Origin of the sequence: Nostoc sp., assembly GCF_036917755.1 — a bacterium.
GTDB lineage: Bacteria > Cyanobacteriota > Cyanobacteriia > Cyanobacteriales > Nostocaceae > Nostoc.
Window position 1 is genome coordinate 75,250 of record NZ_JBALFC010000111.1, and the last position, 23,166, is coordinate 98,415.

Annotated in this window: 20 protein-coding genes, 1 tRNA gene and 3 pseudogenes; 11 read left to right on the forward strand and 13 right to left on the reverse strand. The window is 44.0% G+C overall.

Features of this window, described 5'->3' with window-relative positions:
- Nucleotides 1-83: 83 nt before the first annotated feature.
- A complete protein-coding gene (gene eno / locus V7L05_RS24420; RefSeq protein WP_335167899.1) occupies nt 84-1,373 on the reverse strand; it encodes a phosphopyruvate hydratase in 1,290 nt (429 codons plus the stop codon).
- Nucleotides 1,374-1,708: 335 nt separating this feature from the next.
- Nucleotides 1,709-1,858 (reverse strand): hypothetical protein, encoded by a 150-nt coding sequence (locus V7L05_RS24425; protein ID WP_335167901.1) that lies wholly within the window; start codon nt 1,856-1,858, stop codon nt 1,709-1,711.
- 27 nt (nt 1,859-1,885) lie between these two features.
- On the opposite strand from V7L05_RS24425, the gene gloA reads away from it, so the two are divergent.
- From gloA to rpmB, 4 genes are all read left to right on the forward strand, one after another.
- The gene (gene gloA / locus V7L05_RS24430; RefSeq protein ID WP_335167902.1) at nt 1,886-2,320 is read left to right on the forward strand and encodes a lactoylglutathione lyase; all 435 of its coding nucleotides are present in this window, start codon (nt 1,886-1,888) and stop codon (nt 2,318-2,320) included.
- A gap of 526 nt (nt 2,321-2,846) precedes the next feature.
- Entirely contained in the window at nt 2,847-5,516 is a 2,670-nt protein-coding gene (clpB, locus tag V7L05_RS24435) for an ATP-dependent chaperone ClpB (protein WP_335167904.1), read from the forward strand.
- Nucleotides 5,517-6,149: 633 nt separating this feature from the next.
- Nucleotides 6,150-8,141: a molecular chaperone HtpG gene (gene htpG, locus V7L05_RS24440; protein ID WP_335167906.1), complete on the forward strand. Its 1,992-nt coding sequence runs from the start codon at nt 6,150-6,152 to the stop codon at nt 8,139-8,141.
- 188 nt (nt 8,142-8,329) lie between these two features.
- Nucleotides 8,330-8,566 (forward strand): 50S ribosomal protein L28, encoded by a 237-nt coding sequence (gene rpmB, locus V7L05_RS24445; protein ID WP_334948000.1) that lies wholly within the window; start codon nt 8,330-8,332, stop codon nt 8,564-8,566.
- A gap of 65 nt (nt 8,567-8,631) precedes the next feature.
- On the opposite strand, the gene petL is transcribed toward rpmB, so the two are convergent.
- Nucleotides 8,632-8,727 (reverse strand): cytochrome b6-f complex subunit PetL, encoded by a 96-nt coding sequence (petL, locus tag V7L05_RS24450; RefSeq protein WP_335167908.1) that lies wholly within the window; start codon nt 8,725-8,727, stop codon nt 8,632-8,634.
- Nucleotides 8,728-8,755: 28 nt separating this feature from the next.
- Nucleotides 8,756-8,884 carry a hypothetical protein gene (locus V7L05_RS24455; protein WP_335167909.1) on the reverse strand — a complete coding sequence of 43 codons (129 nt, stop codon included), beginning with the start codon at nt 8,882-8,884 and terminating at the stop codon, nt 8,756-8,758.
- 93 nt (nt 8,885-8,977) lie between these two features.
- Here V7L05_RS24455 and aroB point away from each other — a divergent pair, with 93 nt between their 5' ends.
- Nucleotides 8,978-10,087 carry a 3-dehydroquinate synthase gene (gene aroB / locus V7L05_RS24460; RefSeq protein WP_335167911.1) on the forward strand — a complete coding sequence of 370 codons (1,110 nt, stop codon included), beginning with the start codon at nt 8,978-8,980 and terminating at the stop codon, nt 10,085-10,087.
- A 94-nt stretch (nt 10,088-10,181) separates the two neighbouring features.
- Nucleotides 10,182-10,295, forward strand: a pseudogene (locus V7L05_RS24465) (Uma2 family endonuclease); the annotation flags it as partial.
- On the opposite strand, the gene V7L05_RS24470 reads toward V7L05_RS24465, so the two are convergent.
- From V7L05_RS24470 to V7L05_RS24485, 4 genes and pseudogenes are all read right to left on the reverse strand, one after another.
- On the reverse strand, nt 10,293-10,619 hold the full coding sequence (locus tag V7L05_RS24470) for an NUDIX hydrolase (protein WP_335167912.1): 327 nt from the start codon (nt 10,617-10,619) through the stop codon (nt 10,293-10,295). The pseudogene V7L05_RS24465 and the gene V7L05_RS24470 sit on opposite strands and share 3 nt — an antisense overlap.
- A 268-nt stretch (nt 10,620-10,887) precedes the next feature.
- Entirely contained in the window at nt 10,888-11,361 is a 474-nt protein-coding gene (locus V7L05_RS24475) for a GAF domain-containing protein (RefSeq protein ID WP_335167914.1), read from the reverse strand.
- A 367-nt stretch (nt 11,362-11,728) separates the two neighbouring features.
- Nucleotides 11,729-12,743: pseudogene (locus tag V7L05_RS24480) on the reverse strand (IS701 family transposase).
- A 432-nt stretch (nt 12,744-13,175) separates the two neighbouring features.
- On the reverse strand, nt 13,176-13,490 hold the full coding sequence (locus tag V7L05_RS24485) for an S-layer protein (protein WP_335167916.1): 315 nt from the start codon (nt 13,488-13,490) through the stop codon (nt 13,176-13,178).
- Between the two features lie 654 nt (nt 13,491-14,144).
- On the opposite strand from V7L05_RS24485, the gene V7L05_RS24490 reads away from it, so the two are divergent.
- Together V7L05_RS24490 and V7L05_RS24495 are read left to right on the forward strand one after the other, a co-directional pair.
- Nucleotides 14,145-14,384 carry a hypothetical protein gene (locus V7L05_RS24490; RefSeq protein WP_335167918.1) on the forward strand — a complete coding sequence of 80 codons (240 nt, stop codon included), beginning with the start codon at nt 14,145-14,147 and terminating at the stop codon, nt 14,382-14,384.
- A 92-nt stretch (nt 14,385-14,476) separates the two neighbouring features.
- Nucleotides 14,477-15,253 (forward strand): annotated as a pseudogene (locus V7L05_RS24495) (tryptophanase).
- Nucleotides 15,254-15,336: 83 nt separating this feature from the next.
- Here V7L05_RS24495 and V7L05_RS24500 read toward each other — a convergent pair.
- Both V7L05_RS24500 and V7L05_RS24505 read right to left on the reverse strand, forming a co-directional pair.
- Nucleotides 15,337-16,188: a CmcJ/NvfI family oxidoreductase gene (locus tag V7L05_RS24500; protein WP_335167920.1), complete on the reverse strand. Its 852-nt coding sequence runs from the start codon at nt 16,186-16,188 to the stop codon at nt 15,337-15,339.
- Between the two features lie 303 nt (nt 16,189-16,491).
- Nucleotides 16,492-17,175, reverse strand: coding sequence for a glutathione S-transferase family protein (locus tag V7L05_RS24505; protein ID WP_335167922.1), 684 nt, complete (start codon nt 17,173-17,175; stop codon nt 16,492-16,494).
- Between the two features lie 248 nt (nt 17,176-17,423).
- On the opposite strand from V7L05_RS24505, the gene V7L05_RS24510 reads away from it, so the two are divergent.
- A complete protein-coding gene (locus V7L05_RS24510) occupies nt 17,424-17,786 on the forward strand; it encodes a hypothetical protein (protein ID WP_335167923.1) in 363 nt (120 codons plus the stop codon).
- Nucleotides 17,787-17,819: 33 nt separating this feature from the next.
- On the opposite strand, the gene V7L05_RS24515 is transcribed toward V7L05_RS24510, so the two are convergent.
- Nucleotides 17,820-18,596, reverse strand: a complete 777-nt coding sequence (locus V7L05_RS24515) for a TrmH family RNA methyltransferase (RefSeq protein ID WP_335167924.1) — start codon at nt 18,594-18,596, stop codon at nt 17,820-17,822.
- A gap of 88 nt (nt 18,597-18,684) precedes the next feature.
- A tRNA-Leu gene (locus V7L05_RS24520) sits at nt 18,685-18,765 on the reverse strand.
- Nucleotides 18,766-19,176: 411 nt separating this feature from the next.
- Between V7L05_RS24520 and murA the strand changes: the two genes are divergently transcribed.
- On the forward strand, nt 19,177-20,544 hold the full coding sequence (gene murA / locus V7L05_RS24525) for a UDP-N-acetylglucosamine 1-carboxyvinyltransferase (protein ID WP_335167929.1): 1,368 nt from the start codon (nt 19,177-19,179) through the stop codon (nt 20,542-20,544).
- Between the two features lie 639 nt (nt 20,545-21,183).
- On the opposite strand, the gene V7L05_RS24530 is transcribed toward murA, so the two are convergent.
- Nucleotides 21,184-21,807, reverse strand: a complete 624-nt coding sequence (locus V7L05_RS24530; RefSeq protein ID WP_335167926.1) for a class I SAM-dependent methyltransferase — start codon at nt 21,805-21,807, stop codon at nt 21,184-21,186.
- A gap of 93 nt (nt 21,808-21,900) precedes the next feature.
- Here V7L05_RS24530 and hemH point away from each other — a divergent pair, with 93 nt between their 5' ends.
- A complete protein-coding gene (gene hemH, locus V7L05_RS24535; RefSeq protein WP_335167928.1) occupies nt 21,901-23,067 on the forward strand; it encodes a ferrochelatase in 1,167 nt (388 codons plus the stop codon).
- Nucleotides 23,068-23,166: the final 99 nt, after the last annotated feature.

Here is a 23,166-nt window from a genome sequence, read left to right on the forward strand (position 1 = left end):
ATGGGGAATGGAGAATGGGGAATGGGGAATGGGGAATGGGGAGTGGGGAAATTCCCTACTCCCTACTCCCTACTCCCTACTCCCTACTTCGGCCCTAACCCCACAGCACCAGCATAAACGGCGCGATCGCCTAGTTCGTCTTCAATTCGCAGCAAGCGATTATATTTTGCTACGCGTTCGCTGCGACAGAGGGAACCTGTTTTGATTTGACCGGCGCGGGTTGCTACGGCTAAATCAGCGATAGTTGTGTCTTCGGTTTCACCAGAACGATGGCTAATTACTGAACGGATACCGTTGCGAGTTGCCAAATCAATTGTTTCTAAGGTTTCGGTGAGTGAACCAATTTGATTGAGTTTAATCAAAATGGCATTAGCGGCTTTTTCCTGGATGCCTCTTTGCAAGCGCGTGGCGTTGGTAACAAACAAGTCATCTCCTACCAATTGCACCCGCGAACCTAACTTCTGGGTCAGCAATTGCCAACTTTGCCAGTCTTCTTCATGCAAGCCATCCTCAATTGATACAATTGGGTATTGATCAACCAGTTGCGCGAGATAATCAATAAACTCAGCCGGGGCGTGAGGTTTACCATCGTAAACATACTGCCCATTTTTGTAAAACTCACTAGCTGCCACATCCAACGCTAAAGCTACTTCTTCCCCTGGCTTATAACCAGCTTTCTTAATGGCAGCAACTAGCAATTCTAAAGCCACCTGATTAGATTCTAGGTTAGGGGCAAAACCGCCTTCATCGCCCACACCAGTAAGCAAACCCTTTTCATCTAATACTTGACTGAGGGTAGCAAACACCTCAGCACCCCAGCGCAATGCTTCCCGGAAGGAAGTTGCGCCAATTGGGACAATCATAAACTCTTGAAAATCTACGTTGTTTGAAGCGTGTGCGCCACCGTTAATCACGTTCATCAACGGCACTGGGAGCAAATTCGCTAAAGGGCCACCTAAATAGCGATATAGAGGAATTGCCAAAGATTCAGCGCCAGCTTTGGCTGCTGCTAGGGAAACCCCCAAAATCGCATTAGCCCCCAAATTGGATTTGTTAGGAGAACCATCTATAGCGATCATTGTCCGGTCTAGCAGTTCTTGGTTGAGGGCATCCAAGCCTAACAATTGGGGTGCAAGTGCTTCTCTAACGTTTTGTACTGCCTTCAGTACACCTTTGCCCCCATAACGGCTTTTATCGCCATCACGCAGTTCGTGAGCCTCAAAAGTGCCAGTAGATGCACCACTGGGAACCTGCGCCAGTCCGACAACACCGTTGGCTAAATGCACTTCGGCTTCAATTGTCGGTCTACCGCGTGAATCAAGAATTTCACGGGCTGCGATCGCAACAATTGCAGTATCTAGAATGTTACTCATCTTTACTTAGTCCTTTACTTCGATTGCGTTCTTAGCGCCGATATAGTTTAGTGGCTAACCCAATCGCTAGCATAGGCGTTTAGGAAGCTTTATAGGCTGAGATTTAAGAATATTTCCAGTCATTTGGTCAAAGCGCTTTGCCCAAGGATTGAGATTAAGGATTGGAGATTAGCGTTGTCAAGGTGAGTCTTCTATTCATTACTAGCCCTGAACTCGGCAGTTAAGCCTTTTTACTTGATAGTTAAACCTTTTTACTTGATAGTTAAGCCTTTTTACTTGATAGTTAAACCTTTTTACTTGATAGTTGAGCCTTTTTACTTGGCAGTTGAGCCTTTTTACTTGGCAGTTGAGCCTTTGAACTCGACAGTTGAGCCTTTGAACTCCTCTCCAGTCCCCTGTCTTTGCGGAAGCTGAACAATTTTTGGATTTTGTCCAAATGCGATCGCCTCTGGCAACTTCTGTAAAATGTTGACAGAGAATAACACTAAATCAATTACAGAGAAAAGGTCAATATGCGATTACTACACACAATGCTGCGGGTGGGCAACCTTGAAGAGTCATTAAAGTTCTACTGTGAAGTTCTAGGAATGAAATTACTGCGTAGAAAAGATTATCCCGGTGGAGAATTTACCCTGGCTTTTGTTGGCTACGGTGATGAAAGCGACAACTCGGTAATAGAACTAACCTACAACTGGGGGGTGGAAAAGTACGAATTGGGTAATGCTTATGGTCACATTGCCCTTGGCGTTGATGATATTTACGCTACGTGTGAAGAAATCCGCAATCAGGGCGGTAAAGTCGTGCGCGAACCAGGGGCGATGAAACATGGTTCAACTGTAATTGCTTTTGTGGAAGATCCAGATGGGTATAAAGTGGAACTGATTCAACTGGGAAATCAAGGTTTGGCAGTCAAACAGGAATCACAAGAGCAACTTGTGAGTCAGTAATTCTTAAATCTAAATCGCTGGATTTAGATCCCCGACTTCTTGAAGAAGTCGGGGATCTGGGCAGCAAGTTTTGCTTAAGAGCGATATCTTGAAAAGTTCAGCTACATACGGGGGATTGATTCTGACCGCAAACTGGTGTCTCGTGCCAGTAAACCCAGACACGCGAGACTTTTCGCTTTTTGCCTCCCCTTTTTAGGCGGGTTAGGGGATCTCTTCTGCGTAAATCCTATTAGGATTGCCCTCATACTGTCGTTGATGAAGCGATCGCACCAATAGCACCATTTGGCAAAGTCCGCTCAGAACAGGATTTTCGTTTTAAATTAGAAAATAGGTAATAGATCAAACTATCATCAATTACTAATCCCAAATTGCCACCAGAGATACACGCGGATATACGCTGAGAATGTTTGGATAATTATCTGGGTACTAAGGAGTAGGGTTACAACCACTCCCCACTCCCTACTCCCCACTCCCTTTAATAATCCCCAATCCCTAAACTAAAAATCAAAATTCCAAAATTCTAAAGATGCAACCTACAGATCCGAATAAATTTACTGATAAAGCCTGGGAAGCAATTGTTAAATCTCAGGATATAGTCCGTGCTTATCAACAACAGCAACTAGATGTTGAACATTTAATTATTGCCCTGTTAGAAGAACCCACTAGTCTGGCAATACGTATCCTGGCTCGATCTGAGGTCGATCCAATCCGCTTGCAACAGCAACTAGAAGCCTTTACCCAACGTCAGCCGAAAGTTGGTAAAAGTGATCAGCTTTACCTTAGCCGCAATTTAGATGTTTTACTAGACCGAGCTGAGGAAGTTAGAACCAGGATGAAAGACTCCTACATTTCTGTAGAACACATACTTTTGGCATTTGCTGAAGACGATCGCATTGGAAGAAAGATACTCAAAGGCTTTAATGCGGATGCAGCTAAACTAGAAGCTACGATCAAAACTATTCGCGGTAGCCAAAAGGTGACAGATCAAAGTCCCGAATCCCGCTATGAAGCCTTACAAAAATTTGGCAGAGATTTGACAGAACAGGCAAAAGCTGGAAAACTTGACCCAGTAATTGGGCGGGATGACGAAATTCGGCGGGTAATTCAAGTCTTGTCTCGTCGTAGCAAAAATAACCCAGTCTTGATTGGTGAACCTGGGGTGGGTAAAACTGCGATCGCTGAAGCTTTAGCACAGCGTATGGTAAATGGTGATGTTCCCGAATCTCTGAAAAACCGCCAACTGATCTCTTTAGATATGGGCAGTTTGATTGCTGGGGCAAAATTGCGAGGTGAATTTGAAGAACGCCTAAAAGCAGTCCTCAAGGAAGTTACGGAATCTAACGGTCAAATCGTCCTGTTTATTGACGAACTGCATACCGTAGTTGGCGCAGGCTCTACTCAACAAGGGGCAATGGATGCCGGAAATTTGCTCAAACCAATGCTGGCGCGGGGAGAACTGCGTTGCATTGGCGCAACTACCCTGGACGAGTTCCGCAAACATATTGAGAAAGACGCTGCTCTAGAACGCCGCTTTCAACAAGTATTTGTCGATCAGCCAAGTGTGGAAAATACTATTTCCATTCTTCGGGGGTTGAAAGAACGCTATGAAGTTCATCACAATGTCAAAATTTCTGATTCGGCTTTGGTAGCAGCAGCAACCCTGTCAGCGCGTTATATTAGCGATCGCTTCTTACCAGATAAAGCGATTGATTTGGTGGATGAAGCAGCCGCACAGTTGAAAATGGAGATTACCTCCAAACCAGCCGAATTGGAAACCATTGATCGCCGCATCATGCAGTTAGAAATGGAAAAGCTATCATTAGCTGGCGAAGAAAAGGGTACCGCCCAAACCAGAGAACGTTTGCAGCGAATTGAGCAAGAAATTGCTAATTTAACCGAAAAACAGCACACATTTAATGAGCAATGGCAAGGTGAAAAGCAGCTATTGGAGGCGATAAGCGCCTTAAAGAAAGAAGAAGATGCCTTGCGAGTGCAAATTGAACAGGCGGAACGTGCCTATGACTTAAATAAAGCTGCTCAACTGAAGTATGGCAAATTGGAAGGAGTACAACGCGATCGCGAAGCCAAAGAAGCGAACTTTTTAGAAATTCAAAACCAAGGTTCCACGTTGCTGCGAGAACAAGTTACTGAAGCCGATATTGCCGAAATCGTCGCCAAATGGACAGGAATCCCCGTCAATCGCCTATTGGAATCGGAACGGCAAAAATTACTGCAACTAGAAAGTCATTTGCATGAACGAGTCATTGGGCAAGAAGAGGCTGTAGAAGCAGTAGCAGCCGCAATTCGTCGCGCCCGTGCGGGGATGAAAGATCCCTCTCGTCCGATTGGTTCATTTTTGTTCATGGGACCCACAGGTGTAGGCAAAACTGAACTCGCCCGCGCTCTAGCTCAGTTTCTCTTTGATTCTGATGATGCCTTGGTGCGCTTGGATATGTCTGAGTATATGGAAAAACACTCAGTTTCCCGCCTTGTGGGAGCGCCTCCAGGATATGTTGGATATGAAGAAGGTGGTCAACTTTCCGAAGCGATTCGCCGCCGTCCCTACTCAGTGGTGTTGCTGGATGAAGTGGAAAAGGCGCACCCCGATGTGTTCAATATTTTATTGCAGGTGTTAGATGATGGGAGAATTACCGACTCTCAGGGAAGAACGGTAGATTTTCGCAACAGCGTTATTGTCATGACCAGTAACATTGGTAGCGAACATATCTTGGATGTATCCGGTGATGATTCTAAGTATGAAACAATGCGGGTTAGGGTAATGGAAGCCTTGCGATCGCATTTCCGCCCGGAATTTCTCAACCGCGTCGATGATATTATTCTCTTCCATACCTTAAATCGCACAGAAATGCGGCAGATCATCCGTATTCAACTCAAGCGGGTAGAAAATCTCCTGCGCGAGCAAAAAATCTTCTTTGAAATATCCCAATCTGCCTGTGATCACCTTGTCGAATCAGGTTATGACCCAGTTTATGGTGCCCGCCCACTCAAACGGGCAATTCAGCGAGAAGTAGAAAACCCCCTCGCCACCAAGTTATTGGAAAATACTTTTATTTCTGGAGACACGATTATCATTGACAAAAATGAAAACGGTCTGTCTTTTAACAAAAAAGCGCCTGTTAAGGTGTCAGTCCCGCGAACTACTGTCAAGTTACTTGAGTCAGCACCCGAATCTTAACAATTCAAAATTCCAAATTCAAAAATAAAACTAGATCACCCTATTTTTCTGATTCATCAGGTGAGAATCGGTGATTTAGTTTTTACTCTAATTGGTTCTAACTTGGGGGGCATTGCGAAACTGGTAAGACTTGATAGCATTGATGGTTGGTTAGTAACTGCTAAAGACACTAATACCAATTCTGTATGAAGATGCGCTAAACCATATTTCAGTACAAGAAAGAAAAACGAACCGCGTTCGCGTTAGCGTCTCCCCTTGGGAGAAGGACGCGAAGGACACGAAGAAAGAAAGAAAGAAGTTAAAAGCGTTTGGCGCAGCTTTACAAAGAAATGGTATAAGACTTGGACTGAAGCTTTATGGCAGTTAGCAACAGATGCAAATTTACTTACAGCAGATTTCAAGAAAAGTGAAGTACACAACGATTCGTCCCAAAGCCAGTTATAAACCCTGTTTTACTTCTGAATTCTGGATTCTGCTGTATATAACAAATTACAACAGTAGTTTATACAGCATTTTCGCTTGATGGTAGTGAAATCCGAATAAAATAAAGAGGTATTCCTGACCTCAAATAATTGAGAATAGGGGAAAATTGATCCTCAGAATTATCTCTGCAACTAAAACAGGCGGATAACCATGCTAGAACAAGGCACTATCAGTATTCATACTGAGAATATTTTCCCAATTATCAAGAAGTCGCTCTACTCAGACCACCAAATATTCTTGCGGGAACTGGTATCTAACGCTGTAGACGCCATCCAAAAGCTGAAAATGGTATCCCGCGCCGGAGATTATGCTGGAGATATTGGCGAACCGGAAATTGAAATTGCCATTGACAAAGATCAGAAGACTCTCTCGATCTCCGATAACGGTATCGGGATGACCGCAGATGAAGTTAAGAAATATATCAATCAGGTTGCCTTCTCTAGTGCTGAAGAATTTATTCATAAGTATGAAGACAAGTCAGATCAACCCATAATCGGTCACTTCGGTCTTGGCTTCTATTCCTCCTTCATGGTGGCGCAAAAGGTAGAGATTGATACTCTTTCATATCAAGAAGGAGCGCAGGCGGTTCACTGGACTTGCGATGGTTCCCCAGCTTTCACCCTAGAAGATTCGCCCCGAACAACTCGCGGCACTACTATTACTCTTAGCCTGCAAGGAGAAGAGGAGGAATTTCTAGAACCAGCACGAATTAAGAATCTTGTCAAGACCTACTGCGACTTCTTGCCAGTACCAATTAAACTGGATGGCGAAGTATTAAATAAGCAAAAAGCACCGTGGCGAGACTCTCCGAGTAATCTGAGTCAAGAAGATTATTTAGAGTTTTACCGCTACTTATATCCTTTTCAGGAAGAACCTTTGTTATGGGTACATCTAAATACTGACTATCCCTTTATCATCAACGGGATTCTGTATTTTCCCAAAATGAGGCCAGATGTAGATGTTACTAAAGGGCAGATCAAGCTATTTTGCAATCAAGTTTTTGTTAGCGACAACTGCGAAGAAATTATCCCGCAATTTCTGATGCCGATGCGCGGTGTTATTGATAGCACCGATATTCCCCTGAACGTATCCCGCAGTGCCTTGCAAGGCGATCGCACCGTGCGGAGAATCGGTGATTATATTGCCAAAAAAGTAGGCGATCGTCTCAAAGAACTTTTCCGCGATAATCGTGAACAATACATTAGCGCCTGGAAGGATCTTGGTACTTTTGTAAAATTCGGCGTTCTCAACGACGAGAAATTCAAAAAACAAATCGAAGATATCATCGTCTTCCGCACCACCGCCAAACTGACAGAAAAACCTGCTGCTGAAACTCCAGCAGTTGAGGTACAGTCTTCAGAGGGGGATGCTTGGCAAGATGTGACTCCTCCCTCGGACAATACTGATTTTTCAGCACCCAGCGCTCCTTACACCACGCTGAAAGAGTATCTAGAACGTAACAAAGAACACCACGAAAACCGGGTTTTCTACAGCACCGATGGAGCAACCCAAGCTACCTATATAGAACTGCACAAAAATCAAGGCTTGGAAGTCTTGTTTATGGACTCCTTCATTGACACCCACTTTATCAACTTCCTAGAGCGGGAATATCAGGATGTCAAATTTACGCGGGTAGACTCAGATTTAGATAATACCCTGCTGGAACAAGACAAAGCTGCGGAAATTGTTGATCCTAATACGAACAAAACCCGGAGTGAGACGATCAAAGAGTTATTTGAGAAATCCCTTAACAAACCGAAACTCAACATCCGTACCGAAGCGTTGAAATCAGATGATCCTCAAGGTACACCACCTGCGATCGTGCTTTTACCAGAGATTCTCCGCCGCATGCGAGAAATGAACGCCATGATGCAGCAGCAGACAGTAGAGTTTCCCGAAGATCACATTTTGCTGGTGAATACTGCTCACCCACTGATTCAAAATCTGGCAAATATTAACCAAGGTAGTATTATTCAAGGTGACGGTCAATCGCCTACAGATCAGTTAGTGAAGTTGATTTGTCAACACGTCTACGATTTAGCGCTGATGTCTCAGAAAGGATTTGACGCTGAGGGAATGAAATCCTTCGTCGAGCGATCGAATGAAGTACTCACAAAGCTGACGGAACAAGCTAGTAAATAGTGGGGCATGGGGCATTGGGCATTGGGCATTGGGCATGGGGTAAAACAGTTCCGAGTTCCAAGTAAAGAAATGAGATTCCCCACTCCTAACTCCTAACTCCTAACTCCTAACTCCCCACTCCCCACTTCTGTTGCCTAAGACCTAGAATGGAAAGGCTGTATTAAAATAACAATCTGGAGATACTTGCTATGTCCCGTCGCTGTGAACTAACTGGTAGAAAGGCAAATAACGCCTTTGCTGTTTCCCACTCCCACCGCCGTACTAAACGCCTTCAGCACGCTAATCTGCAAAACAAGCGTGTTTGGTGGGAAGGCGGAAATCGCTGGGTGAGATTAAAGCTGTCTACCAAAGCAATCAAAACCCTACAAATTAATGGGTTAGAAGCAATGGCAAAAGAAGCTGGCATTAACCTGAATCATTACTAAGTAATGTAGATTTTATAACCTGAGACTTGAGGGCAGGCAAGATGCCCGCCCCACAAGAGTCTTGGTTAAATTATTTTGGTAGTCCGCAGACCGAACAGCAGACCGACAGCCAAACCAAAGAACAAAGCTAAAAAGCCGATGTAAGCAACAATTGCAAACATTTATTTTTCTCCACAATACTTCCTAAATCTATTGAATCATTAGTTGTTGGGGATTGGGCATTGGGCATTGGGCATTGGGCATTAGTTGTTGGGCATTGGTCATGGGGCATGGGGTAAAACAGTTCCGAGTTCCAAGAAAAGAAATGAGATTCCCCACTTTTAACTCCTAACTCCTAACTCCTAACTCCCCACTCCCCACTCCCAGATTGCGATAGAATACAGCCCACGGGCGCTTGTTTGGGGTTGGGCAATGACTTTAATTAATGTAAATTTACCAGAGCAGTCTTATGAGATTGCGATAACTTCGTTGAGCGATGCTAACTCACCTTCGAGTTTAGATGATCTCGGTCAACAGATGGCCAGTCTCAATCTAGGCAAGAAAGTATTGCTGGTTTCTAATCAGACGATTTTAAAACATTTTGGCCAAAGAGCGATCGCATCCCTGACATCTGCTGGATTTGAAGTTGCTAGCTGCATCCTACCACCTGGGGAACGCTACAAAACCCTCAACTCCATTCAAAAACTTTACGATATCGCCTTGGAAAATCGCCTAGAACGTTCTTCTACTATGGTGGCTTTGGGCGGAGGTGTAATTGGCGATATGACTGGCTTTGCGGCCGCAACTTGGCTGCGCGGCATTAATGTTGTGCAAGTGCCTACCTCTCTGTTGGCGATGGTGGATTCGGCAATTGGTGGCAAAACTGGCGTGAATCATCCCCACGGTAAAAACTTGATTGGGGCATTCCATCAACCGCGCTTGGTTTTGATTGACCCAGATGTGTTAAAAACTCTTCCGATGCGCGAGTTTCGGGCAGGGATGGCAGAAGTTATTAAATACGGTGTGATTTGGGATGCCGAATTGTTCGCCCAGTTGGAAGCAAGTAAACGCCTAGACCAACTTCGCTATGTAAAACCTGAATTGATAAACAGCATATTAACGCGCTCTTGTCAAGCTAAAGCTGATGTTGTTGGCAAAGATGAAAAAGAAGGCGGATTACGGGCGATTCTCAACTATGGACATACCATCGGTCATGCAGTGGAAAGTTTGACTGGTTATCGTCTAGTAAATCATGGTGAAGCGGTAGCCATTGGCATGGTAGCAGCCGGTCAAATTGCTGTGGATTTGGGACTGTGGCAAAAGGAAGATACGGAACGTCAAAACGCTTTAATTCAAAAAACGGGTTTACCGACTCAGTTACCAGCTGGGGTGGATATTGAAGCAATTATTGAGGCGTTGCAGTTAGATAAGAAAGTCAAAGCGGGGAAAGTACGATTTGTTTTACCAACGGAGATTGGTGTAGTGACAGTTACTGATGAAGTACCATCGGATATTATTCGGCAAGTGTTGCGGAAGATGTGAACAATTTGAAGAAGAATTCAGGAGTCAGAATTCAGGAGTCAGAATAAAAATTAGTTGCTCTGTCCTTCAATTACGAATTACGAATTATTGAGCCATGATACTCCAAGCCAAGAATCAATTAACTTTGCAAGAGTTCCTAAATCTTCCACTAGGCGAGGGAGACATAACTTTTGAGCTTGTTGATGGTCAAGCAATTCCTAAAATGTCAATCAGACTGGATAACTTTCACAAGTTTTAATTCTTCCAGAGTTACTCCTACCTCCTCCATAACCTCGCGTTTTGCAGTTTCCTCACAAGTAAATTCATTTACCTCTACATGTCCCCCAGGAAGATCAATACGATCAATACCACGGTCAAGGAGAGCGCATACAATTAAACCATCCTTGGTAAAAGGTACAACTAAAACACTCGTTATCTTTTCAAAAGCAGGCAAAAATGAACTGCCAATATCTACAAAATTGACCTTTTGCCCTGTTTGGATGATAGTCTTTTTGCGTAGGCGTAGCCCGTCGTAGAAATCGCTCTCACTCATTGGTTTAATTTCTGCTATTTATTGATAACTTTCGGCCTGATTAACTTTTGCAATATACCAGTTGAGTCGTTGTTATCACCTTGCGATCGCCCCACTACCAAGCTCAAAACACCGTATCATCAAAAAGCTAACGATGCCTTACTCTGAAGAACAACAGATAAGCTTTTCAGTGCCTAACTTGAGGCGGCATAACGTCCGCCTTGAGTGGCACGCGTGCTTTTGGCGCGTCTGCCCTCGAACGCATCGTTAGGCAGGTTAATTGATTAAATCATTGATCAGGGCGTGTGCGGTATGCGATTCGTCTTATCAATGGCGCTATCGCCTCCATCAGCTCGACGTTTGTGTCGCTTATTGCCATTGGTCGGAAGTCGAAGTGACAGATCGTCCCGAACATCTTGCCGTCTTCATCCAGCAGTGGCACGCCGCAGTAGGATTGCACTTCTTTCCACTTCGGGTGGCCGCGAACCCGATCGTCTTGGAGTGAGTCGGGTGTCGTGAACGTTCCTCGGCTGCTACGGACAAAAACGCAATATGAGGCCATCACCGGAATGTCCGGCGTTAACTCTTGCGTCGGATTCTCCCGGTCGAAAAAGCAAACGTTATGCAGTGTTTCTTGATCGAACTGATACAGCGCCGTGAAGCGATGCTCGCTCAGTCCGTTCAGGAAAATGACGGCAGCACGGACATCTTGGCGACCGAGAATGGTCTTCAGTTCGCGCAACGAATCTGCAAGGTTAACCATACGCGTGACGCCTAACTATTTATTGGTTATTGGATTGACTTTTTCCATATAGCACCCGAATAGGGTGAACTATATTGCGAGGAGAGCAAGGGATCTCACTCCTGAGCGTAAATACATTGCAAGCTGTTTATATAGTATACCGATAGAGGTAAATTCATAAAAAGTGCGTCGTTGCACCCCAACCAGACGTTTTAACTCTCGATTCGATAACTTTTTTGTTTGCTCGGATCGCATAGGTAGATTGATTCAAGCTACAAAGTCCCCAATATTACCACAAAATAATTTTGCAAGAGGTCTATTATAGCAGGACTTACGCAACTGGCACAAATAGCGGGCGGGGCGTAGCCCTGCCACACGACAATTTAAATCAAACCAAGCACATAGGAATACTTGGGCGTTTTAGTTGCTGAATTAAATAATTAGAAAGCAAATTATGCTTGATTTGATAGACAGTTTGACCGGTTTTATAGGCTAAATCCTTTAATCTAATCCAAACCAACATTGCACAAGCAATATGATTTCTTTGAAGCCTAGCTTTACGACATTGACAAGATTCAATGCCTGTTAGTTGTTTAATCTCTCGGTGAAACTCCTCGATTTTCCAACGAATTTTACACACCTCTTGTACAACATCCGTGGAGCTTTGAGATAAATCGTTAGTGACGATATAATCCGTTCTGTTGGTAGAAACAGTAACCCGGAATAGTTTCACTTTTTTCGGAGCAGGAAACCCTTTTATTTTTACGATTTTACCACATTCTAACTCTTCTTCACTCCATTCTAATAATTCAATGCGTTTATATTTTTCTTTAGCAAATGTATCATCAACTAACCGATTATTTTTTAAGGGGCAATAATAAATCTTGTCTAGACTATCAATATATAGTATTAAACTGTGTACCGCATACCACGTGTCCATCAAAACAGTATCAAACGGTAAAAGCTTATGATACACAAGGTTTTGCAGCATATCTTTCACATGGTCTATCTTAGTTTTACCATCCACGTCAGGATTAAAAATGCGGTAATCTATTACCCAAAATCTTTGAATAGTAGGGTTGACATACACGCAACTAACTACACCAATACCTTTGAGGACACCATGCTCATTACCACTATATTGTCTCCTGACTATTTCTATTTCTTCAGAATACCTTTTATCTAAAACGCTATCATCAAATATTATGTAACCATTGGTATCAGGCTCAACTACCTCTTTCACGTTATCCCAAAGTAATCGAGGTGTTAACTTTTCTCTCAACAAAAGAGTAGTTAATTGCATCATGACTAATAGTCTCTAAATGCTCTGCCAAATTGGTCATCGTATAATTAATTTGACTACTTAATAAGTATTGGCAGTAATTAAGCTTAGTAAATCTCATTACCGTAAGCAACATTTATCTCATACAACCTCTACCTATTTTCTCATGAATATTTCATGCTTTGCTTTCAATATACAGGCTTCTATTACGAATTCAAGGCTTTCGAAATCAGATTTAACTAATACCTATGTACTAGCAATTGGCGATCGCTCTGTGCCAGTTGCGTAAGTCCTGTATAGTTATTTCCCAATTTACCAGTTACTATATCGGAACTTGAGCTTCAGAATTCGGAACTCCAAGCTCTCTAGTAAAATTATCAAGATAAATTTTACTTTGAGCTATTTACAGCAGCTTTTATTTATTTAGACCACACGATAAAGGCGCTTTTCTTTGTCTCTCTTGCTCTCAACGTCCACCGAAATTTCAACCGGCAGCTTTTGGTACTCAAAATTCTATCTGCGTGATATTTTCATATCTTTAATCAGCAACGCTCTATTTTTGAAACTGCGGTTCTTTCTGCGGTTGCTGCTGGCTATTTGTTGGTTGCAGTTTTTGAAATAAAGCTGGTGGTGTTGCTTTGCGGAAGGCACCGCAGTAGTGCATGGTCATAACTGCTTTGAAAGCCCAATGGTCTACTGGCACATCACTAAAGGGATTTGGTAAAGTTTCTGCTTGATTTTGGACACAAGCATTCAAAACGTGATTCGATTTTGCTGGAGTATCGGTAGTAGGTGCTTGAGATTTAACAGGAGTAATAAAGCCAGTAATAGCTAGCACTACGGCTGTTACCAGAAGTTTGCAGTTCATAATTTTAGTTTTCTAGGGATAAGAGTCTACCCTATGTTAGTTCCCAGGCTGCTGCCCAGGAACTAGAATAACCCTGCTAAGATTAAGCGTTAGAAAACATTGTAAGCATTACTAATAAAACAACTAATGCACTAATCCAAAGGGCTAATGATCCCCAACTAACTGAATCTTTTTGTACTCTTTGCCAGAAATTAGCGACTAAGTTATTCCGAATTGCCATTTTATAACCTCCAATTTTTATCAAACTTGTACTGACTCAATGCATTCAGCCTGCATTGAGTAAAGAAAAGTTCATCTTTGGGGGTATTAGCCTTGATTTGCTGACTCCCAGAGATTAACCAACAGAGATTTAAATTAATCCATGTAGCGATGTCTATGACGGACTACGCCTACGCAAATGCGTGTGTTTCAACACATTACTGAATCTAAAAAACAAACAAAAATTTACAAAAAGATATTTGTTGATGCTTAACTTGATTTTCCCATACGTAACTGTTTACACTCCAAAATTTGGTGATTTTGAGAGAATTCTTAATGTTGTCTTAACGACGTATAAAAGTTAGTGTTTTTCAAATCACATCTGTTTCACTTTCACTTGTGATTTCTCTAGACTAGAAAATAGACACAATTAACAGTGAGATTGGTAGGTAAATTATGGTGCAACAAATAAGACATAATGAACCGCAATATATCTGTATTATTTCAGTTGAGAGAATTACAGCTAACCAAGACGAAGAAATCATGACCTTTGGTGTATCTGCTGAGGAGGCAAAAAAACAAGGCGAGGAATTATTAGCATCTACCTATGGTTGTAATCAATCGCAAGTTTGGGAATTGATACAGCAAGCACGAATTGAACCAATAGCTCAGTGGTGTGCCCCTAAAGAGCGCTAAAACTAGTTATGACGGTCTTGGCAACAGCAAGTATTAGCAACCAAAATGGTATGCAAATATTCGGCTAACCTGCATGAAGGAGCAATCAATTTATGACCGACGCCAAGCACACTTCTTTGCGCCGCCGTCGCTCTTGGGCAGAGCCATATAAAATCAAGGTGGTTGAGCCATTAAAAATCACTACTCGTGCTGAATGCGAACAGGCGATCGCAGCTATCTTACATGAATTTTGCTCCTATACCGACGGTTGCACCATGAGTGGTAAGAAGGATGCACTAGTTAACATCGGCGGTTGACTAGCTCTCAATGACTATAATCTTTACGAGTAAGCACGTAATCTGATAGTAATCTATGAAGGTCTACATACTTACGGTGGTATGGCTGGGCGGGATATGGAAGCTATGGCACGGGGTATAGAAGAGTCAGTTAAAGATGATCATATTCGTGCCCGTGTCGGGCAGGTTGAGTACCTCGGACAAAAGCTTTTAGATTGGGGTATTCCGATTGTTGTGCCCATTGGTGGTCATGCCATTTATTTAGATGCCAAACGCTTTTTACCACAAATCCCCCAAGAGCAATTTCCGGCACAACGTCTAGCAGCGGAACTGTATCTAGAGGCAGGCATTCGGGCAATGGAACGGGGTATCGTTTCCGCAGGGCGCAGTAAAGAAACAGGCGAAAATTATTATCCAGAGTTAGAACTAGTACGTTTGACTATTCCACGCCGCGTTTATACCCAGGCTCACATGGATCTGACTGCTGAGGCAGTTGAAGAAGTTTATTACAATTGCGATCGCCTACGCGGACTCAAAATGATTTATGAGCCGAAATATCTCCGCTTCTTTCAGGCAAGATTTGAATTGCAGTAGTAGGGGGCATGGGGCATGGGGCATTGGGCATTGGTGCTTCTCCCTCTGCTTCCCCTGCTCCCTCTGCTCCCCCTGCCTATTTCTTATGCCGCATAAAAGACCAACGTCCGCAACTCGATACTCTCGCGGGGCGGGGCATCCGGCTGGCTTGTTGGGTCATCAAATGCGGTGTGGGCGGCGAACCGCGCCAAACCTTCCTGTGCTGAGTCAAAACACTTGATGAGTAGCGCTTCGTTCCGTTGCATTTGCGGAAAGTAAAACCATCGATGTTTCGGGTTGTACGTAACCGCGTAGGTTTCGCCGACGCGATCGCGATACACAAGGTCGGTAGCTACAAGGTCTGTCGGTGCGATACTTTGGGCGTCACACACCGCTAATGGAGACTCCTGCACTGGTTCCGCGATCGGTCGCCAGAGGCTGACTACACTGAATCTATGCTGTAGAAGCTCATCGGGGTCTTCAGTACCGAGTGTTTCCAGCACGGCACGGGCGCGACTATAGCCAGATTTGGCGGTGAAGTCGTTATGTACGCCCCTTACTGGCGTCTTTATCCCTTGCTCGCCCTGCTTCGCCCGTTCAGCATTACGGAGGTTGTGATCGAACACTATCACCCTTTGGGCACCTGTCAAATCCTTGAGGAATTGCTCGGACTCTGGGTAGTAAACGCGGCGCACCTCATCTTGATCATAAAAGTCTTCAACAGTGCTGTGGTGTTCGGCCAAGGCGAATCCCTCTTGATCCAAGGACACGTCTTGTAAGATCGTCCGCGCATTATAGATGGGGAGTGTATGTACCTCATACTTGCCGCTTCGCTGTGGAATGCCTAGCGGTGGTTCGTAGGTATAGTTGACAGGTTTTTCTGCTGTTGGGGTGAGATAATTAAGTTCTCCCTCAACGTGCGGTAGTTCCTTGAACAATTGACTGTCTAAGCTCATGGGTTAAATCTCCCAGTGAATTCAACAATGTTTTACGACTGGTGATGCGTAAAGCCCCTGTTATTCATGCAGGGGATATAAGCGAGTAACCGAATAAATTGGTCATGGTATGAAACAATTAAGTGGGCATGGCCGCAAGTCCATTGGGCTAGATGATATCAGACGGGTTATACCTGCAATCATTGTTTGACCCCAGAATCCCTCGTTTTCTAAACGGGGGAGTGTGTCAATAATGTCTACATAGGGTTTTATTCCCTACTCCCCATTCCCTGTAGGGGTTTAGCATTGCTAAACCCCTACTCTCTACTTTTGACCAGAAGCAACGGCAGTGGGCGCACCAAGAATCTTGGCAAATCTTTCTATATAGAAGCTTGCAGGATTTTCCACAGCCCGAATTGACTCGCGATCGCGCAGACTATTCCACCATTTCTGCAAGCGAGGGGTTTCTGTTGGTAAGGTGAAATTGCGGAAGTGTTCTAGGAGGGGCAAGCGTTCAAACCAAGGATAGAAGCTGATATCTACTAAACTAAACTGATCCCCTAACCAGTAAGAACCATCACCAGACAGCTTACCTAGTCCTTCTTGCTCAATGTACAACAGAGATTCCAAAAACTCTCTTTGTCCCTGTCCCTGTTCTTGAGCATCTTTACCACGCAGGAGTTTGTTAAAGGCGGGTACAAAGCGAGTGTTGGCATAGTCGATCCAAATCCGAGCGATCGCTTTAGCACCTGGATCGCGGGGTAATAAAGCTGGTTCTGGGAAGACTTCATCAAGATATTCGTTGATGATCGCAGACTCATAAATTTCGATATCCCCATGTTTAATCGCAGGGACTTTGCCGTAGCGCGAAATCTGTGTGTAGCTATCTGGTTTGTTTTGTAAGTCAATTTCAGTGGCGCTAAAGTCAATTCCTTTTTCCAGTAAAACCACACGGGTTCTTTGGGAGAAGGTGGAAGCTTTGGCAAAGTAAAGTTCTACATTACTCATAAAATACTTTCCTTGTAAATATTGCGTAGAGGTGCAGCCTTGAAGACGTCTCCGTTACTCCGGGCTTGTTGCTAGACATCGCCTAGCTTGGACGCCAGAGCGCGATCGCATACTATTAAATATACTACGATTTATCGCCCGGCTTACCGTACAATGTCTCAGGAGTATTTCATAGTCTTTGTAAAAATACAAGTCCCAACAATTGCAGACAGCTTGGCAAAAGCAACCAAAGCCAAGTATCGATATTCTTGATAACCACTGCTAAAGTTGATACAGCACACAACTATGATGTTATTAGTGCAAAATTTAAATCTCTAAGAACTGCAATCAAAATTAAGTCACTAAATCAGGATTTTCAAGTCAATATTATGGAGCAAATTCAGCCACAACCGCGCCGCGTCGCTGATCAGGTGTTTCAAGAATCCCTCGATCAGTTGGAGGATATCTTACAAGAAAATTCCACTCAGGAAGAAGAGATCGCCCAACTGCATACTAGCACTGGCACTGAAGTCGAACTCGATCAAGACTTGATAGATATTGATTTAGCCGCCCTTGAAGACGCAGTTGCTGATATTGAACAATTTCTCGAAGAAAAAAGAAAAACGAAATAAAAGTTATGAGTTCTAACTCCTAACTCCTAACTCCTAACTCATTTGCCGCCGTGCTTCGTACAACATTAAAGCGGCTGCGATCGCCACATTCAAAGATTCCACCCCAGGACTCAAAGGAATTTTGACTTGCTGATCTGCGATCGCTGCTAAATCTGCCGACAATCCAGCGCCTTCATTTCCCAGTAAAATCAAACTGGGTTTTCGCCAGTCCACTTCCCAATAAGTTAAAGTCGCACTGGGTAAGGTTGCCACTACCTGCATTCCTGCCTGTTGACTTTGTTGCACCGTCGCTTTTAAATCTTCGGTTACGGCTGTTGCTAGGCGAAACCATTGCCCTGCTGAAGCCCGGAGAACTTTGGGGCTGTCTAAATCTACACTATCTCCACTTACCCACAACCCCGACGCTCCAGCAGCAGCAGCAGTGCGGATCATTGTACCCAGGTTGCCGGGATCTTGCACGGTTTCTAAAGCTAGGACTAAACCAGTAAATGGTAGTTGAGTTTGGCGCTTGCTTCGCTTTGCCGTTGCCACCACACCATCCGGTTGGACTGTGGTAGCGATCGCATCCAAAATTTCTCTACTGACTATTTCGGAGCGATCGCATCGGCTACAAGCTTCCTCCCACAGCGAAGGATGGGCTGCTTGCCATTCTGGGGTACAACACACTGTTTCTAGTGGGTAATTCACCGCACAAGCTTCCTGTAACAGGTGCGTCCCTTCCAGCAAAAATAACTCCTGCTTGTGTCGTTCCTTCGTGGAGTGGAGTTTGCGGATTTGCTTGACTAGGGAATTTTGTAAACTGGTTAACATCAAAAAGTTAGGAGTTAGGAGTTAGGAGTTAATTTAGTTTTCTTTCAACTCATAACTCTTCACTTCTAACTCCTAACTTAAAATAATATGCGGAACCCGGGACTTGAACCCGGAAGCCTTGCGGCACTAGAACCTGAATCTAGCGCGTCTGCCATTCCGCCAGTTCCGCTTTGCATTTTGTCTTTATTGACAATTTCCTATTATTGCATAATTTTTAGACCTTTGTCAAGTGAAAACATCACGCCTCGTTAAAAATCTCAACCTGCAAACGAGTTTTTCAGGGGATTAGGTCAAATCAAAATATTAACTCAACACTACAGCCTTGATTTTTAGACGACACTTAAGTTATTTTACTGAGTATTTAATTTTGCTTAAATATCCTACTTGTTAGTGATTTTTTATTAAATTTTTCAAAAGCTCAAAAAGCTTACTATTGCTTGTTTTCAGCCTGTATTATTCACGAAAAAACAATTTTTTTATCCAAGATGTTGCCCGAAAATGTGGATAAATTGAATCTTTACTGTAGAATCAAAACCAACTTCAAACATCTAAAATACGTATTACTTTTGGAGGTAGGCTTATTAATCCTTCTACCAGCTTACCAGATGCCAAATTTGCTCCAAAAGCAGACTCCTCAGTCTTGCAAATTTGGGGTGGGCATCCTTTGCGAGGTCATGTGAAAATTAGCGGGGCAAAAAATGCCGCACTGGTAATCATGGCTGGAGCCTTGCTGTGTCCGGGCGATTGTCGCATCCGCAATGTCCCTTTATTAGCGGACGTAGAGCGGATGGGTCAGGTGTTATTGGCTTTGGGTGTACGCTTAACACGGCAAGGCGATATTTTAGACATCAACGCCAGCGAAATTAAAACGTCGAAAGCTCCCTACGAACTAGTTACCCAGTTGAGGGCGAGTTTTTTCGCCATTGGTGCCATTTTAGCAAGATTGGGAGTAGCACAGATGCCCTTACCAGGCGGTTGTGCTATTGGAGCAAGACCAGTTGACTTGCATGTTCGAGGACTGCAAGCAATGGGAGCTGAGGTGCAGATTGAGCATGGCATTTGTAATGCCTACGTCCCTGGCAGCAGCCGGAGATTAAAAGGTGCGAAGATTTACTTAGACATTGCCAGCGTCGGAGCAACAGAAAACTTGATGATGGCGGCTACCCTGGCAGAGGGCGAAACGATCATCGAAAATGCTGCCAGAGAACCAGAAGTAGTTGATTTAGCTAACTTCTGTAACGCGATGGGAGCCAAGATTAAGGGTGCGGGGACTAGCAGGATTATTATTGAAGGAGTCGCCAAGTTGCATTCTGTTGACTACACCATTATCCCCGATCGCATTGAGGCCGGGACGTTTTTGTTAGCAGCAGCAATTACCCGCTCAGAACTGACTCTCTCGCCGGTGGCTCCAGAACATCTAGTACCAGTGATTGCCAAACTGCGGGATATTGGGGTGACAATAATTGAGGACAAGCCTGAACACTTACGCATTCTGCCAGCGCAAACCCTCAAGGCAACGGATATTGAAACTCAATACCATCCAGGTTTTCCCACAGATATGCAAGCGCCGTTCATGGCTTTGCTGACATTAGCGGAAGGCGACAGCGTGATTAACGAATCCGTCTTTGAAAATCGCTTGCGTCATGCCTCAGAGTTGAATCGCTTGGGGGCAGATATTCGTGTCAAAGGCAACGCTGCTTTCGTGCGGGGAGTGCCAAAATTGTCTGGCGCACCAGTATTAGGCACAGACTTACGGGCATCGGCAGCGCTAGTCATCGCAGGACTGGCGGCACAAGGACAAACCACAATTCAGGGATTGCAGCACCTCGATCGCGGCTATGATCGACTCGATGTGAAGTTGCAGCAATTGGGAGCTAAAATCCTCCGCGTGGGCGAAACATCAGCAGATGCAGAAATCGCTCCCACCATCAGTAGCCTATCAAGTTGAAATTGATCGGTTGAGACTGACGCGGGAAGAAGGGGAATGAGGGAGACAAGGTAACATTTTCTCCCTCTGCTCCCCGGCTGCCCTACTCTTTTTGGTATAGGCGATCAAAATTATAGGTTTTCATCTCTCAAATTCCAATTCTGTGCAATTTTATTGCATTCTCAATACCTTTGCCAAAATAAGAGCCTACAACAATTTTGGCAAAAACTGGCAAAATTCCCCATACATAAGCATTTAGCGTACAAGGTGGCTGAGACTGCCAGAACCTTTATGCTGTGGGCAATACGTTAAAAAAAACTTGTGGTCAACCTGAAAGGAATTTTTAGGACTTATTGTTTTTGCCAAACTGAGCGAGAACAGCGAGTTAATAGTGAAAGCGTCATCAACTCACCCTCGTAAATTGGCGAAGGTATTGATTCTCTCATGATTTCCTTAGTTTGTTCAATGATATATTCTGCATTTTGAGGATCTTTACGGAAGCCTGCGTGCAGTACATCATTACGTAGGGCTTGCTGAAAAGTTCAGGGAATTTGTGTAGGCAATCGAGAAATGTTTGAGGCGATAAATCAGGCGATCGCTTAACATCAACTTCAATATCATAATCACCGCTTGCACATGCCTACACAAACAAATTATCCTTCATTTCTTCGCCTGTATTACTTGCAAACTACCACCTGCATATAAAGTTGGCTCACCCACTTCAAACCCAGTTTCAGTTAACAATCTAGCCAAATCAGTTTTTAATAATTGCCAAGCTGTTTCCGTCTCAAACAACAACAAAAACAGTGATACCCCAGGCCAAAATATCGGATTCGTAGGAGCATGAAAATCCACCAGCGTAAATACCCCTCCTGGCTTCAACACTCGATAAACTTCATTAATAATTTTTCGTAATTGCTGAGGCTGCATCTCGTGTAATGCAACGCTGGTATGCACCACATCAAACAGATTATCTGCAAATGGCATCTCCTGGGCAAAAGCTTCGACATAAGAAGCTAATGGTACATTTTGCCGCGCCCGTTGCAAAGACTTGGGTGAAGCGTCCAATCCTGTTACATTTTGTGAAAATTTCACCAAGAATTGCGTCGTTTGACCACTGCCACAACATAAATCTAAAACCTGAGTATCTGAGTGAATTGTTAAGTCTTGCAAAGCAAGTTGCCGAAAACGAGCTTCACCACCTACACTTAAGGCTGCTAAACGAGAGATCCCGTCATACAGCCATTGATAGCGGTAACTCCAATCCCTTAAAATTGTTGCCATTGCATATTTCCTTGCTATTAAGCTTTATATTTAATAAAGATATATTGTTAACATTAGTAAAAAATCTGAAAAGATTAGGGGAAAGTAACTGCTATGGGTCGTGTAGGCGTCTTATTACTAAATCTCGGTGGTCCCGATAAGCTAGAAGATGTCGGGCCGTTTTTGTATAACCTATTTTCCGATCCGGAAATTATTCGCCTACCGTTTCGCTGGTTGCAAAAGCCCCTAGCTTGGTTTATTGCTACGCGGCGAACCAGAACATCTCAAGCAAATTATAAACAAATCGGTGGCGGTTCCCCACTGCGGCAGATCACAGAAGCGCAAGGGGAAGCTTTAAAAGAACAGTTGGGCTATTTGGGGCAAGAAGCTAAAATTTACGTGGGAATGCGTTATTGGCATCCGTATACAGAAGAGGCGATCGCACAGATCACCCAAGATAATATAGAACACCTGGTAATCTTACCACTATATCCCCAGTTTTCGATCAGTACCAGTGGTTCCAGCTTCCGGCTTTTAGAAAAGCTTTGGCAAGAAGATCCAAAACTTCAACCCATTGATTACACCGTCATTCCTTCTTGGTATAAAGAACCAGGCTACCTGCAAGCAATGGCGGAACTCGTAGCCCAAGAACTCGAACAGTTTCCTAATCCAGATCAAGTTCATATATTCTTCAGCGCTCATGGCGTTCCTAAAAGCTACGTTGAAGAGGCTGGCGACCCTTACCAGCAAGAAATTGAAGAATGTACAGCCCTGATTATGCAGACCCTGAATCGACCCAATGCCCACACTTTAGCTTACCAAAGTCGCGTCGGCCCAGTAGAATGGCTCCAACCCTATACTGAGGATGCCCTCAAAGAACTAGGCGCACAAGGCGTGAAAGATTTGGTTGTCGTACCGATCAGTTTTGTCTCAGAGCATATTGAGACACTACAAGAAATTGATATTGAGTATCGGGAAGTAGCAGAAGAATCAGGAATTCACAACTTCCGTCGCGTTCCGGCTCCCAATACCCATCCGGTATTTATTAATGCACTGGCAGACTTAGTGATTGATGCGCTGAAAAATCCCAGTTTCAAGCTTTCGCAAGCTGCCCAAATGAAAAAAAGGGTGAAAATGTACCCTCAAGAGCGTTGGGAATGGGGTCTGACTACTAGCGCTGAAGTATGGAATGGTCGGATTGCCATGCTGGGGATTATTGCCTTAATCATCGAGCTGATTACTGGTCACGGCTTCTTGCACATGATTGGAATTTTGCAGTAAAGGCATTGGGCATTGGGCATTGGGCATTGGGCATTGGGCATTGGGCATTGGGCATTGGGCATTGGGCATTGGGCATTGGGCATTGGGCATTGGGCATTG